Source organism: Clostridium neonatale, assembly GCF_900465025.1.
In the GTDB taxonomy this organism is placed as follows: domain Bacteria; phylum Bacillota; class Clostridia; order Clostridiales; family Clostridiaceae; genus Clostridium; species Clostridium neonatale.
Map to the genome: position 1 here is coordinate 1,933,545 of NZ_UICR01000001.1, position 13,582 is coordinate 1,947,126.

Below are 13,582 nucleotides of genomic sequence, written 5' to 3' on the forward strand. Positions count from 1 at the left end.
TAATTACCTCCTTAATTTTTAAGAAATCCAGTTAGGGGTGATGAGGCACTGGCACCAGCGTCTAGAACACGTCCAAGACCAGAGAGATAAGCACTACGTCCAGCAATTATGGCATTTTTAAATGCTTTCGCCATAAGAGGTATGTTTCCGCTAGTTGCAATTGCAGTATTAGCCATAACAGCAGCAGCACCAATTTCCATTGCTTCACATGCTTGAGAAGGTCGCCCTATGCCTGCATCAACTATAATTGGAAGATCAATTTCATCAATTAATATTTTTATAAAATCACGAGTTGATAAACCTTTGTTTGAACCAATAGGTGCACCAAGCGGCATAATTGCTGAAGCACCAGCGTTGACCATATCTCTTGCAGAGTTAAGATCAGGATACATATAAGGCATGACAATAAATCCTTCTTTAGCAAGAATTTCAGTTGCTTTTAAAGTTTCATAATTATCAGGTAAAAGATATTTTGAATCACGTATAACTTCGATTTTAACAAATTCCCCGCATCCAATTTCACGAGAAAGGCGTGCTATTCTTACAGCCTCTTCAGAAGTTCTAGCTCCAGATGTATTTGGTAATAATGTCACGTTTTTAGGTATATAATCAAGAATATTTGCAGTACCATCTATATTAGCACGTCTTAATGCAAGAGTTATTATTTCAGTGCCTGCATTTTTTACAGCAGCATTAATTAAATCTAATGAATATTTTCCAGATCCCAATATGAATCTTGAATTAAATTCGTGCCCACCAATAATAAGCTTGTCTGTATTATTTTCCATATTTTTATCTCCTATCTTTCATACATAATATTGCACTTTAGGGTTATTTACTTAAACTTTAATTAGATTAAAGTTTAAACTTATGAGATTTTAGTTTAATGTTTTTAAACTTCATAAATTTCGAGTATAAGTCTTAAAATCATATTAGATTCATGGCCTGCGCATATACTTACACGTGGTGCCATAAGTCCACGACCTATCTTTGCACCAGTTTTGTTATCTCCGCATAAATAGAAATTATCTGTTATCTTTTTTGTTTCTATTGTATTGCTGCTTTCATATCCTGCCATTCCAGATGCTGCTACTATTTTTTTTGAAGGAAATTTTTCAAGTAGTGTATTTACAAGCATAGCTTTATTCTTTGGATTATCAAAAGCTTCGCAGATAATATCTTCATCCGAAAATAGTGAAGGTATGTTTTCTTCAGTTACTCGAATAGTATCTAGGGTTACTTTAATAAATGGATTTATTTCTTCAATTTCATTTTTTAAGGCTTCTGTTTTGTACATTCCAAGATGTTTAATTTTATATTGCTGACGATTTAAATTGCTTGGTTCAACAATGTCAAAATCAATCAAATGAAGATGGCCAACTCCAGTTCTAGCTAGATTTATAGCTATATTTGAACCAAGACCACCAAGTCCTGCAATTGCAACTTTAGCAGATTTGACTTTTTCAAATACATGAGGAGTATTCCTAGCACACATTAAGCGTTCAAATTCATCTTTAGAAGGCATTTTGCCTTTTTTAATAAAAAATATTTCATCATTTTCATTAATTGTTACATCATCAGAAGTTTGAAATCCATTTATTATAGTAACTAAATTTTCATTATTTGAATAATGTTTATTACGTAAATTATCAAGAGTTAAAACATCAGTTTCTATAGACTTACCATTGATATAAATTTTCATATCAGCCACCTCCTACAAAACTTACAACTTCTAAATGGTCATCTTCTTTTAAAATTTTTTCTTTATACATGGATTTTGGAATTATTTGACCATTACATTCAACTGCAATAAAAGCAAAAGAATAACCTTCACGACTTAAATAATCATGTAAAGTTAAACTATCTGCATCAGTAACTAAATTTCCATTGACATAAATCATAATCACACCTCCTACCGAAAAATGGAAACAAACAAAAAAGTCACATGAAGACCTACACCAATGGTGGTGTACCCCTTCATGTGACCTTTTTGTCAACACTCTAATACATATTATAGCAATTTGATTAGTTAATGTCAAAAAGAACTTGATATAAAAGTAATAAAGTGAGAAAATTAATTATCTGCAAATGCATTATTTAACAATTGTTGAAATAGAATATATTTATTAAATAATAATTTATTTAAAAGATTATAAAACAAAAAGATGTATTTGCATTAATTTTTATTACATTAAATAAGAGGCAAATATATGAAATAGAGTACTTTAGTAAATATATAGTATAATTTATCTTCTGTAAATTAATAAATAGTATATACTAATTGCTATGTTGATAGTATATGGGAGGGGAAAACTATGGAGTTCAAACCAATGTTAAATATAGAAAAAAATGAATTTAAAGATAGAAATCTAATAAAATATTTAGAGCTATTATCTCAAAAATATCCTAATATAGGATCAGCAGCAACAGAAATAATTAATTTAGAGGCAATTTTAAATTTACCTAAAGGAACAGAACATTTTTTAAGTGACATTCATGGAGAGTACGAGCCTTTTATCCATGTATTAAAGAATGGATCAGGAGTTATAAAAAGAAAGATAGAAGATATATTTGGAAAATCCTTAATGGATAGCGAAAAGAAAAGTTTGGCTACATTAGTATATTATCCTGAACAAAAATTGGAGCTAGTAATAAAAGAGGAAAAAAATATATCAAATTGGTATAGAATAACATTGTATAGGCTAATCAAACTATGTAGAAATGTATCTTCTAAATATACAAGATCAAAGGTGAGAAAAGCTTTACCAAGTGAGTTTGCATACGTTATAGAAGAATTACTGCATGAAAATTCTGATGAATATGATAAGAAGAAATATTATGATAGAATAATAACAACAATAATAGATATAGGCAGAGCACGTGATTTTATAATTGCTTTATCAAAAGTTATACAAAGGCTTGTTATTGATAGGCTACACATAATAGGTGATATATATGATAGAGGTCCTAGACCAGATATAATATTAGATACTCTTATGGATTATCATTCAGTTGATATACAATGGGGAAATCATGATATTGTATGGATGGGAGCTGCAGCTGGGCAAAAAGTGTGTATAGCAAATGTCTTAAGAATATCGGCTAGATATTCAAATTTAGATATTATTGAAGATATATATGGAATTAATTTAATTCCATTAGCAACATTTGCAATGAAAAATTATGAAAATGATTCATGCGCTTTTTTCATGTCTAAAAGTAATGATGCAAATTTAAATAGCAAACATGAAAACGAATTAATTGCTAAGATGCATAAGGCAATAACTATTATACAGTTTAAATTAGAATATGAAGTAATAAAGAGAAGACCAGAATTTCAAATGGAACATAGATTATTATTGAATAAGATAGATTACGATAAAGGAGTAATTGTACTTGATGGGATAGAGTATGAACTAACTGATAAAAATTTCCCAACAATAAAAAAAGAACATCCGTTTAAGCTTACAGAAGAAGAGGAGATTATTATTGAAAAACTTAAATCGTCATTTGTTAACAGCAATAAGTTACAAAGTCATATTTTATTTCTCTTATCTAAAGGAAGCATATACTTAAAGTATAATTCTAATTTGTTATTTCATGGCTGTATACCATTGAATGAAGATAAGTCATTTAAGACTATGAACATAAATGGAAAGGAATATAGTGGAAGAGAACTTTTAGATAAATTTGAGATTTTAGTTAGAGAAGGCTATTTTAATAAAGAGGATATAGAAAAGAAAGAGTATGGTATGGATATAATGTGGTATTTATGGAATGGATCTAACTCCTCATTATTTGGAAAGGAGAATATGGCAACATTTGAAAGATATTTTATCAAAGATAAATCAATGCATGTTGAAAAAATGAATCCATATTACGATTTTAGAGATGATGAAGAGGTTTGCAATATGATATTAAATGAATTTGGTATATGCTCTAAAGACTCCATAATAATAAATGGACATGTACCAGTAAAAAATATTAAAGGTGAAAGTCCAGTAAAAGCAAATGGGAAGCTAATAGTAATAGATGGAGGATTTGCAAAGGCATATAGAGGTTATACTGGAATAGCAGGATATACGCTAATTTATAATTCATATGGGCTTCAACTTGTAGAGCATGAACCGTTTGATTCAATAGAAAATGCCATATTATATGAGAGAGATATACTTTCTACAACTTTGCTTGTTAAAAAAAGATTAGAAAGAAAAAGGGTTGGAGATACTGATATAGGAATTGGACTTAAAAATCAAATTACAGATCTCAAACTTCTACTTTTAGCATATAGATCAGGAATAATAAATGAAAAGACCACAATATGAACGAAGTTTTACAGGATAAAAATGGATAATTTGGGGGAGAAAACGATACTGAATATGTGATTGTGCTATTTATTTAATATTGAGGGGCGATTTTAGTGATGAAAAAATATTTACTTTTAGTATGTTTAATTATAGTATTGGGATTTGCTATTTTAAGTGGTGGGACTAAATATGCTTATTGGGGATGTGGAATAATAGTTTTGACTTTTTCAGCAATTTTAATAAAAAATATATACACATATAATATAAGCAGAAAGCAGATTTCAGACAATTATATTAATTTAAAAAGGAATAACTTAGCAAATGCAATTTCGGCACTATTATTAATTTTATTAAATGCCAATAATGATGTATTGAGTATAAAAAATACGAAAGAACTTGTTTTAATAGTAACATTATATATGACAGTAGGAATGCAACTGCTTATTTCTATATTTTGTATTCCTAAAATATCTACAGAAGGTTTTATTTGTTCTAGCGGAAAGTTTATTGGTTTTAATCAAATAAAGAATATAAAAAGTGAAAGTGGCATGTTTATGAGCTATAAACAGTTAACTGTTCAGTATGAGGAAAGTTCCGAAATATTTAAGGTTCATTCCTTAGATTATGAAAATGTTAAAAAGTGTATATATACATATGGAAATATAGTCATTAAAGAAATTGACAAAAAAGAAAACTAGGTTGAATTACAAAAATATAAGATATATAATAACAATAGATATAAAATGAGGAGGATTATTATGAATATACTTATTATTAACTCAAATTTAATGCATCATCATTACTAGAGACTTGGTTTGCGTAAAGCAGATACAAGTCTATCAGCGTGGGCTTGTATCTCTAGGAATGATAAATTAAGTATAGTCATAATTTATTAAACCATGTGGGTATTTGCCTGCATGGTTTTTTGTTATATAAAAATAATATTAATTTAGGAGTGAAGATTATTATGAATAAAAATTTAATTAAGCCAAGTATATTACCAGGATTCATGGAGCTATTACCAAAAGAACAGCAAAAATTTAATGATATTGTAAATAAGATTTTAGATGTATATGAGAAAAATGGATGTTTGCCAATGGATACACCGATAATAGAAAAAGCAGAAGTACTTCTTGCAAAATCAGGAGGAGAAACAGAAAAACAGGTATATAGATTTCAAAAAGGAAAAAACGATTTAACTTTAAGATTTGATTTGACTGTTCCGTTTGCAAGGTTTACAGCACAATATTACGATAGATTGCAATTTCCTTTTAAAAGGTATCAACTAGGTAAGGTATATAGAGGTGAAAGAAATCAAAAAGGAAGGTATAGAGAATTTTATCAATGTGATGTTGATATAATAGGTAACGGAAAGTTAAGTATATATAATGATGCATATGTCATAAGTTTAGTTTATAAAGCATTTAAAGCAATAAAATTAGAACAATTTAAATTCCAAATAAGCAATAGAAAAATACTGAAGGGAATTTTTAATGAGCTAAAAATAGATAACCAATTAGAAGTTATGATACTAATTGATAAATACGACAAAATAGGAAAATCAAAATTTGAAGAAGAATTAATAGAATTAATTGGTGATAAGAAAAGTGAATTCTTGAATAATATATTGGATACTGATGGAGACAATAATGAAAAAATAGAAAAGCTTTCAAATCTAAATATAAAAGATACTTATTTTATAGATGGAATTTCTGAATTAAAAAAAGTAAAAGAAATGCTGAATACTTTAGATGTAGAAGATGATAAATTTACAATTAATTTAAAAATTATTAGAGGTTTAGATTATTACACTGGAACTGTTTTTGAAACATTATTAACTGACAATGAAAAATATGGATCTATATGCTCTGGAGGAAGATATGATAACTTGGCAGGAAATTATACAGATAAGATATTGCCTGGAGTTGGTATTTCTATAGGCATGACAAGATTATTTTTTATTCTTAAGGAAATAGGATTTATTGATAATTATAATTTAGAAAGCAGCCTTGATTATTTAATTATGCCAATAGGAGATACAATAAATTACTGTGCTAAAATAATGAAAAAGCTAGAGAAAAAAGGATATGGAGCATCTATATATTTTGAAGATGATACATTAAAGAAAAAAATGAATTATGCAGATAAAATAGGTGTTAAATATGTAATACTTGTTGGAGAAGATGAAGTAAAAAGAAATGAAGTAAAAATTAAAAATATGGAATCTGGGAATAATGTTGTAATCGCATATGATGAACTATAGATATATAGAAAATATGTATATTAGCTGATTTAAAATTTATAATTAATAGATTCGATTTTATAGATTTAACTAAGTATATAGTGGAGATAGATTAAAGATAATAAAAGAATTTGGATCTTATATAAATAATTACTGAAAAATTAAAGAAATCGTATTGATGAAAACAAATATGATTTCTTCTACAATAAATAAAAAAATTCCATAAAAATATGAAAAAATGTTAAAATAGATATAGTAAAAAATTGTATTAGATTTTTCAGCAGAAAAAGTGATGAATTCTATTATGGATTTATTAAATGATAAAACAATTATTGTTATAGCGCATAATTTAGATTCGATTAAAAACTTCGATAGAATTATAGCATTAAAAAACGGGGAAATAATTGGACAAGGTACTTTTTATGATTTATTAGAAAATAATTTATATTTTAAAGATCTATATTATTCAAATGTGAAAAGTGAATAGTAAGCAGGTAAAGGGGAGTATTATAAAAATGTATTTTGATGAAGAAGCAGCTAAATGGGATACAGAGACAAGAATAAAACGAGCTAAAATTTTATCAGATGTAATTTCTGAAAAGATTGATTATACAAAGGGATTAACTGCTTTAGAAATAGGATGTGGAACAGGCCTGATTTCATGTAATTTAATTGAGAAATTTAATAAAATATATTGCATGGATATATCTAAAGAAATGCAGCAGATTTTATTAAATAAAATTAAAAAATTTAATATATCTAATATAGAGGTATCTGAAAAAGACTTAATATATTCTGGCAGATTTTATGAAAAGTTTGATGTTGTTTATAGTTCAATGGTTTTTCATCATATTGATGATATTGAATATGAATTAAAGAAAATATATAAATTATTAAAAACTAATGGAGTTGTAATTATTATTGATTTAGATAAAGATGATGGAAGATTTCATGCAGAAGAAAAAGACTTTCATGGACATAATGGATTTGACCGTGATGAATTAAAAGCTTTGATGGAAAAGTATAATTTTAAAAATGTATTCTTTGAAACTGCATATGAAGGAAAGAAAGATATGAAAGATGGAGTATTGGATTATTCATTGTTTTTAGTGATAGGAATGAAGAGATAACTGTTTTGATTCCTATTGCAGGTGAGTTTAAATTATTTGGCCGGGAAGATAAAAATAATAAGCCCAAAAGTTATGTTTTATTTTGAACCGTAACTTTTGGATTTAATATAGAATTAATGAGCTGCATTTTTGAGAAAATAATAATTGAATTCATGTATAATAGCATATTTGAAAAGTACGATAAATTAGAAAGATAATACTTTGGAGGAATTATTAATGGAAATGTTTGATATTGTTGATGAAAATGGAGAACCTACAGGGACTGTAAAGGAAAGGACAAAGGTGCATGAAGATGGGGATTTACATAGAACCTCACATGTATGGATTGTTAGGGATAATAATAAAGGTGGATTAGATGTGTTGCTGCAAAAACGCAGTGAGAGTAAGGATTCTAATCCAGGATGTTATGACATATCATCAGCAGGTCACATTCCAGCAGGATGTGGATATTTGGATTCGGCACTTAGAGAACTTAAAGAAGAGTTGGGAATAGATGCATCTTCAGAAGAATTAGAATTACGCTTGATAAGAAGAATATCATATAGTGATATTTTTCATGGAAAATTATTTAAAGATAATCAGGTAACAAGAGTTTATAAGATGAAGAGAAACGATATTGATATAGAAAAGTTAAATCTTCAGAAGGAAGAAGTTGAAGAGGTAATTTGGATGGATTATGAAGAGTGCATAAAGGCGGTGAAAAATAATACGATAAAACATTGCATTTATTTAGAAGAGTTAGAAAAATTGCTTGATTAAGAAAAGTTCGCTTAAAAGCAAATATTTATATAAAAGAATACTTATATTATAATATTAAGACAGAAGGAGACTAATTTATGATATATAGGCAAACACAATTATATAAGTTTTTAGAATACTGCAATAAAAGTAATATGGAAAAGAAAATATTGGATTGTGGAGCAGGAGGAAATATGCCGCCACTAGGGTTATTTTATAGTGAAGGCTATGAGACTTATGGAATTGAATTAAGTGAAAAACAAATAGAACTTTCAAAAGCTTTTGAAAAAGAACATAATATGAATTTAAATATTAGACAAGGAGATATTAAAAATCTTCCATTTAAAAATAATGAAATACCTTTTATTTATTCTTATGGGACAATATTTCATATGTCAAAAGAGGATGTAAAAAATACTATAAATGAATTTAAGAGAGTACTGAAGAGTGAAGGTTTATGTTTTGTAAGCTTTCTATCTAAAGAAGATGAAAGGTATGGACAAGGTGTTAAGCTAAATGATGATGAATATATTCAAAGAGAATATGGGGAGGATGTAATGCATTCATATTTTGGTATAAATGAGTGTGATACATACTTTGAAGATATGGAGATCATTTATAAGGAAGTTAGATTATTTGAGAGAATATATGAAGGTAAAAAAATAAGACAAGGCTATATTGATTATATTGCACAAAAGAAGTAATAAAAATAATTACTGCTAGAGTATTTATGGAAAGTATTGAAAGGAAATTGGTATGATATCTATAAAAGAAGAACGTATTAATTTGCAAGACGGTATAAAGCTCATAGAGGAGCTATCATGTACTTTAGAAAAAATTACAGGCAATAGTGGAAAAGGCAGCTTTGATTATAATGATATGTTAAACACGAGATCAATATTTGTTATTGCAAGAGATGATAATAAAGCAGTTGGATGTGGTGCATTTAGAGAAATAACAGATGATGTTGCAGAAATTAAAAGAATGTATGCATCAGAAAAAAAATCGTGGAATAGGAAAGATGATTTTATTACAGTTAGAAAATAGGGCAAAAGAGTTTGGGTACTTAAAGGTGATTTTAGAAACAAGAAAATGCAATAACAATGCCATAAGATTTTATTTAAGCAATAGATATAAAATTATAGATAATTATGGAAAATATAAAGAAATGTTACAGGCAGTTTGTTTTGAGAAAGTTTTAAATGAAATGCAATAATATATAAATCTAAGTATAATTCTAAAATACTTGCGGTTATACCCCATTTTATACGGATTAAAAAGGAAGTGAATGTTTAGTTATTATTAAGAATTTAACTAAAATATGTGTATGAAAATAAAGAAGATTAAAGGAAACACATTTTGTATAGATACAGGAATGACATATATACCTTTTTATAAAATTAATGATGAAGAAATAATTTTATTAGACTCTGGATGGATAAAGGAAAGAGAGGGCATTGATAAGCTTTTAAAAGAAAATAATTTTAAAGTTGTCGGTATATTATGCAGCCATGCTCACATAGATCATATAGGAAACAATACATATTTAAAGGGAAAATATAATTCAATTATTGCTATGTCATCATATGAAGCTCTTGTTTGTAGCTCAACTGTAAATTTAAAAGTTTATTATAGCAGCCAGACCTTAAGTGAAGTGACCAAGCATTTTGGACATATGGCTTGTGAGACTGACATTATGATTTCAGATGATACAAGCAAAATATATGTATGTGGAATTAAATTTAAAATTATACATACTCCGGGACATAGTCCAGCACATATATGTATTGTTACTCCAGATGATGTTGCTTATTTAGGGGATGCTCTTATAAGTTATGAAGTTATGAAAGGTGCTAAAATGCCATATGCATTTATTCTTAGGGAAGATTTGAAAAGTAAGGTAAAACTTTATGATTTAAAATGCGCTAACTATGTTGTTGCCCATAAGGGAATCTATAAAGATAATGAAATTACCAAACTTATAGATGATAATATAGAATTTTATAAGAAAAGAGCATACAAAATATATGAAATTATTAATGGGAAAATGACCATGGAAGAAATACTAAAAGAAGTAATAAAAGAATTTAATATTCCAGTAAAAACACAATATAAATATTCAACTTTGGAACGAATGCTTAGATCATATGTTGAATATTTAAATGAAACTGGAAGAATAGCGGTTAGCATGGAAGATGGCTTTCTTAAATATTCTAAGTGTGATGAAATTTAAATAAAAAGTAATTAAGCTAATTAGAAATGTATATGAAAAGAGATAAATAAGGTGAGAGGTATGAAACTTATAGAAAGAATACTCCAATTAGAAAAAGATTTGTTGAAATCAGAGGTAAGAAAATCATCACAGAAAATAAATGAAATACTATCAGATGATTTTATTGAATTTTGTAGCAGTGGAAGCATATATCACTATAAGAATGGTGACATATTTCAAGAAAAAGATGATGAGATAGAAAATAATTGGGAGATATTAGACTTTGAAATTAAAGAGTTAAGTGGTAATTATGTATTGGCATTATACAAAGTTATAAAACTTAATGAAAAAGACGAAAACAAAAGATCTTCGATTAGAAGTTCTATATGGAAATTATATGATGGAAAATGGAAAATGATTTTTCATCAAGGAACAAATACTAGAAAATAAGGGAGAGTTTCAATGGATAATGGAAAAGTTACTGTAGTAAATAAAAGTGACATTAAAGTAAAACACAAATCTGAACATGATCCTTATGAATATTATAAATATGAAATAACACAGCAGAATAGTGATAACAGATGCCTTGTAAACATATATGAGATACCACCTCAAAAAGCAAATTATCCATATCATTATCATGTAAATAATGAAGAAATTTTTTATATAATAAGTGGAGAGGGGATTTTAGATACTCCAGAAGGCAAGAAAAAAGTTTCAACAGGAGATACTATAATATGTCCTGCATCAGAAAATACATCACATAGATTATTTAATTCGTCATATACAGATATGCTTGTTTACTTTGAATGTGATACAAATAATTCACCAGATATTATAGGTTATCCAAATTCTAATAAGATTGGAGTAGCTATAAAAGGTAAGGAAAATAGAATTTATAAAAATAATGAAATTGCAGATTACTATGATGGTGAATATAAATAAGGGACGTACAAAGTTTAGTGGATAACAACCGAAATAAAGCATTTATGTGGGCTCGCTTGCTGCAAAAATGAAGCTAAAAATTTAAGCATCAACGATTGTATCCAAAAACGTTTGCTCCGATGCAAGATCGGACAAACAATTTTGGAACAATCATTGATGAAAAATTTTAAAGCTTCATTTTTTGATGCAAGACACCGCCCACACAAATGCTTTATTTCTTTGTTTAATCTAAATTCAGAGTAGTGGTATTATTGTTGCTATACATAAATACATTTTTAAATTAAGGATTAGTTATTTATAGATATTAAAGATTTAAAAAGTTAATATTTTACCATTTTTTAAAAGATATAGATTTATAAATATCAGAATATAAATCCTTACGAATGTGTACTTATAAGGAAACCTATTCATCATTATATGCCAAAGAGCAGCTATGCTGTAATTCGGAACTTTTCTTATATATTGGGGAATACTTGGATTTTATAAGTAGCCACATAAATTATAACTAAAATAAATTAGATGTCTATGATTTTAGAGAAAAACAAAGAAATTCAATATATGAATATGCGTAGTATTGCATTAAATATTTTAGCCTTTAAATTCTTTGAAAGAGGCTGTTCCAAAATTGTTTGTCCAACACTTGTTGTTGGAGCAAACTATTTTGGACGCAACCTCTTTCATTAGAATTTTTGGCTGAAATATTTACGCAATCGAGCATATCATATATTGAATTTCGGTTGTTATCCACTAAACCATGATTCTACATCCTTTATTTATGTTACGTTCAAATCTAACATTTCTTCTATGTAAAATGCCAGCATATAATTGAACTTATCTTTTGGATTATTTAGATCGGTGTTTAATATTTCTTTGATCTTTTTTATTCTATAGTTAATTGTATTTCTATGAGTAAAAGTTTTTTCTGAAACAGCCTGTATGCTGGAATTATTATTTATGTACAGCTTTAATATGTTCAAATAATCAGTTTTATGAATTAAATCATATTCTTTAAGTTTTCCAAGATACTCATTATATAAATCAACTAATATTTCCTTATTATTAATATTAAAAAGAAGTTTATATAATCCAATATCATTATAGTAAACGATGCATTTATTATCTTTGATTGCAATATATCTAGCACATTTAGCTTCTTTAAAACTTTTGGGTAATGTGTCTATACCTTTAGAGGATAAGCTAACACCCATATTATTAAAAGATTTTTGATTTTTTAAGTATTCATTAAATAAAACATTAAGGCATTGTGGAATGTCTGTAGCAGATGAGTTGTTAATTATAATAGTTAAATCTTGGTCATTTAATAAAATACTATATTTAAAAGAAAATGAATTAAGTATTTTTTCAATGTTTATTATAAAATATTTAAGTGATATCTCAGAAGTTTTTGAATAAATTGAACTTTCTAATTCTAATGATATTATTGTAAATAATCCATTAAGATCATAACCCTCCTGTTTAAGAGGTGGTTTGAACAAGTTTATATTGTCAGGATAATAAATAGCATTAAAAAATGCACTAGATATGTTGGAGGCAGTTTGCTTTGCATTGATGATTTTATTGCAGTAATCCTGCATTATATCCACTAAATGAATTTCCCAAGGCATTATAAAAAGAGGAAAATTATTTTCATTACAATAGGATATTGTATGATCAGGAATTGTCTTTATATACTGCCCTATATTTATTATTAATCCACATACATGATTCTTTATCAAACCTTTAATTAAATTATCAAGCCAGTCATTATTTTTTGAGCCAAGTCCAGTAGTTACAATCAGTTCATTTCCGCGTATGAAATTTATTGTAGATTCATCTTCCATAAAATGAAACCAGCTGACTACATTGTCAATTCCACTTTCTCCAGCAATCAATTTTAATTTATATTTATTTTTTGTTTCATAATATAAACTTTTTAATGTAATTGACATAATGCATTCTCCTAAAAAATAATAATAAGTATATTTGTGCTTATAGCACTAAAAATATA

General features: G+C 27.3%; 16 protein-coding genes. 12 read left to right on the forward strand and 4 right to left on the reverse strand.

The features are described 5' to 3' along the window. Positions 1–11: 11 nt before the first annotated feature. The 3 genes from CNEONATNEC86_RS08930 to thiS form a co-directional block, all read right to left on the reverse strand. Positions 12–788, reverse strand: coding sequence for a thiazole synthase (locus CNEONATNEC86_RS08930; protein ID WP_058294891.1), 777 nt, complete (start codon positions 786–788; stop codon positions 12–14). Positions 789–892: 104 nt separating this feature from the next. Further along, positions 893–1,702, reverse strand: a complete 810-nt coding sequence (gene thiF, locus CNEONATNEC86_RS08935) for a sulfur carrier protein ThiS adenylyltransferase ThiF (RefSeq protein ID WP_058294892.1) — start codon at positions 1,700–1,702, stop codon at positions 893–895. 1 nt (position 1,703) lies between these two features. Continuing rightward, complete coding sequence (thiS, locus tag CNEONATNEC86_RS08940; RefSeq protein WP_125148411.1) at positions 1,704–1,901, reverse strand: sulfur carrier protein ThiS; 198 nt, start codon at positions 1,899–1,901, stop codon at positions 1,704–1,706. A gap of 429 nt (positions 1,902–2,330) precedes the next feature. On the opposite strand from thiS, the gene CNEONATNEC86_RS08945 reads away from it, so the two are divergent. The 12 genes from CNEONATNEC86_RS08945 to CNEONATNEC86_RS08995 all read left to right on the forward strand — a co-directional run bounded on the left by CNEONATNEC86_RS08945 (position 2,331) and on the right by CNEONATNEC86_RS08995 (position 11,574). After that, complete coding sequence (locus CNEONATNEC86_RS08945; RefSeq protein ID WP_200848520.1) at positions 2,331–4,325, forward strand: fructose-1,6-bisphosphatase; 1,995 nt, start codon at positions 2,331–2,333, stop codon at positions 4,323–4,325. 98 nt (positions 4,326–4,423) lie between these two features. Continuing rightward, complete coding sequence (locus CNEONATNEC86_RS08950; protein WP_125148409.1) at positions 4,424–5,005, forward strand: hypothetical protein; 582 nt, start codon at positions 4,424–4,426, stop codon at positions 5,003–5,005. 269 nt (positions 5,006–5,274) lie between these two features. Beyond that, entirely contained in the window at positions 5,275–6,570 is a 1,296-nt protein-coding gene (gene hisS, locus CNEONATNEC86_RS08955; protein ID WP_058294896.1) for a histidine--tRNA ligase, read from the forward strand. Positions 6,571–6,841: 271 nt separating this feature from the next. Then, positions 6,842–7,036, forward strand: coding sequence for an ABC transporter ATP-binding protein/permease (locus CNEONATNEC86_RS08960; protein ID WP_058294897.1), 195 nt, complete (start codon positions 6,842–6,844; stop codon positions 7,034–7,036). Between the two features lie 28 nt (positions 7,037–7,064). Beyond that, positions 7,065–7,679 (forward strand): class I SAM-dependent methyltransferase, encoded by a 615-nt coding sequence (locus tag CNEONATNEC86_RS08965; RefSeq protein WP_058294898.1) that lies wholly within the window; start codon positions 7,065–7,067, stop codon positions 7,677–7,679. Between the two features lie 216 nt (positions 7,680–7,895). Further along, positions 7,896–8,438, forward strand: coding sequence for an NUDIX hydrolase (locus CNEONATNEC86_RS08970; protein WP_058294899.1), 543 nt, complete (start codon positions 7,896–7,898; stop codon positions 8,436–8,438). A 77-nt stretch (positions 8,439–8,515) separates the two neighbouring features. Then, positions 8,516–9,121 carry a class I SAM-dependent methyltransferase gene (locus CNEONATNEC86_RS08975; protein ID WP_058294900.1) on the forward strand — a complete coding sequence of 202 codons (606 nt, stop codon included), beginning with the start codon at positions 8,516–8,518 and terminating at the stop codon, positions 9,119–9,121. A gap of 52 nt (positions 9,122–9,173) precedes the next feature. After that, entirely contained in the window at positions 9,174–9,464 is a 291-nt protein-coding gene (locus CNEONATNEC86_RS21520; RefSeq protein ID WP_230132313.1) for a hypothetical protein, read from the forward strand. Next, on the forward strand, positions 9,439–9,633 hold the full coding sequence (locus CNEONATNEC86_RS21525; protein ID WP_230132314.1) for a GNAT family N-acetyltransferase: 195 nt from the start codon (positions 9,439–9,441) through the stop codon (positions 9,631–9,633). Before CNEONATNEC86_RS21520 ends, CNEONATNEC86_RS21525 begins: the two co-directional genes overlap by 26 nt. A 111-nt stretch (positions 9,634–9,744) precedes the next feature. Next, the gene (locus CNEONATNEC86_RS08985; protein ID WP_058296893.1) at positions 9,745–10,650 is read left to right on the forward strand and encodes an MBL fold metallo-hydrolase; all 906 of its coding nucleotides are present in this window, start codon (positions 9,745–9,747) and stop codon (positions 10,648–10,650) included. A gap of 60 nt (positions 10,651–10,710) precedes the next feature. Then, positions 10,711–11,079, forward strand: a complete 369-nt coding sequence (locus CNEONATNEC86_RS08990; protein WP_058296894.1) for a nuclear transport factor 2 family protein — start codon at positions 10,711–10,713, stop codon at positions 11,077–11,079. Positions 11,080–11,091: 12 nt separating this feature from the next. Next, the gene (locus CNEONATNEC86_RS08995) at positions 11,092–11,574 is read left to right on the forward strand and encodes a cupin domain-containing protein (protein WP_058294901.1); all 483 of its coding nucleotides are present in this window, start codon (positions 11,092–11,094) and stop codon (positions 11,572–11,574) included. A gap of 773 nt (positions 11,575–12,347) precedes the next feature. On the opposite strand, the gene CNEONATNEC86_RS09000 is transcribed toward CNEONATNEC86_RS08995, so the two are convergent. Next, entirely contained in the window at positions 12,348–13,523 is a 1,176-nt protein-coding gene (locus CNEONATNEC86_RS09000) for a PucR family transcriptional regulator (protein ID WP_125148407.1), read from the reverse strand. Positions 13,524–13,582: the final 59 nt, after the last annotated feature.

Bases quoted from the DNA above. Each gene is read 5' to 3' on its own strand.
- CNEONATNEC86_RS08930 (WP_058294891.1), bottom strand. From the start codon at position 788: ATGGAAAATAATACAGACAAGCTTATTATTGGTGGGCACGAATTTAAT.
- thiF (WP_058294892.1), bottom strand. From the start codon at position 1,702: ATGAAAATTTATATCAATGGTAAGTCTATAGAAACTGATGTTTTAACT.
- thiS (WP_125148411.1), bottom strand. From the start codon at position 1,901: ATGATTTATGTCAATGGAAATTTAGTTACTGATGCAGATAGTTTAACT.
- CNEONATNEC86_RS08945 (WP_200848520.1), top strand. From the start codon at position 2,331: ATGTTAAATATAGAAAAAAATGAATTTAAAGATAGAAATCTAATAAAA.
- CNEONATNEC86_RS08950 (WP_125148409.1), top strand. From the start codon at position 4,424: ATGAAAAAATATTTACTTTTAGTATGTTTAATTATAGTATTGGGATTT.
- hisS (WP_058294896.1), top strand. From the start codon at position 5,275: ATGAATAAAAATTTAATTAAGCCAAGTATATTACCAGGATTCATGGAG.
- CNEONATNEC86_RS08960 (WP_058294897.1), top strand. From the start codon at position 6,842: ATGAATTCTATTATGGATTTATTAAATGATAAAACAATTATTGTTATA.
- CNEONATNEC86_RS08965 (WP_058294898.1), top strand. From the start codon at position 7,065: ATGTATTTTGATGAAGAAGCAGCTAAATGGGATACAGAGACAAGAATA.
- CNEONATNEC86_RS08970 (WP_058294899.1), top strand. From the start codon at position 7,896: ATGGAAATGTTTGATATTGTTGATGAAAATGGAGAACCTACAGGGACT.
- CNEONATNEC86_RS08975 (WP_058294900.1), top strand. From the start codon at position 8,516: ATGATATATAGGCAAACACAATTATATAAGTTTTTAGAATACTGCAAT.
- CNEONATNEC86_RS21520 (WP_230132313.1), top strand. From the start codon at position 9,174: ATGATATCTATAAAAGAAGAACGTATTAATTTGCAAGACGGTATAAAG.
- CNEONATNEC86_RS21525 (WP_230132314.1), top strand. From the start codon at position 9,439: ATGATTTTATTACAGTTAGAAAATAGGGCAAAAGAGTTTGGGTACTTA.
- CNEONATNEC86_RS08985 (WP_058296893.1), top strand. From the start codon at position 9,745: ATGAAAATAAAGAAGATTAAAGGAAACACATTTTGTATAGATACAGGA.
- CNEONATNEC86_RS08990 (WP_058296894.1), top strand. From the start codon at position 10,711: ATGAAACTTATAGAAAGAATACTCCAATTAGAAAAAGATTTGTTGAAA.
- CNEONATNEC86_RS08995 (WP_058294901.1), top strand. From the start codon at position 11,092: ATGGATAATGGAAAAGTTACTGTAGTAAATAAAAGTGACATTAAAGTA.
- CNEONATNEC86_RS09000 (WP_125148407.1), bottom strand. From the start codon at position 13,523: ATGTCAATTACATTAAAAAGTTTATATTATGAAACAAAAAATAAATAT.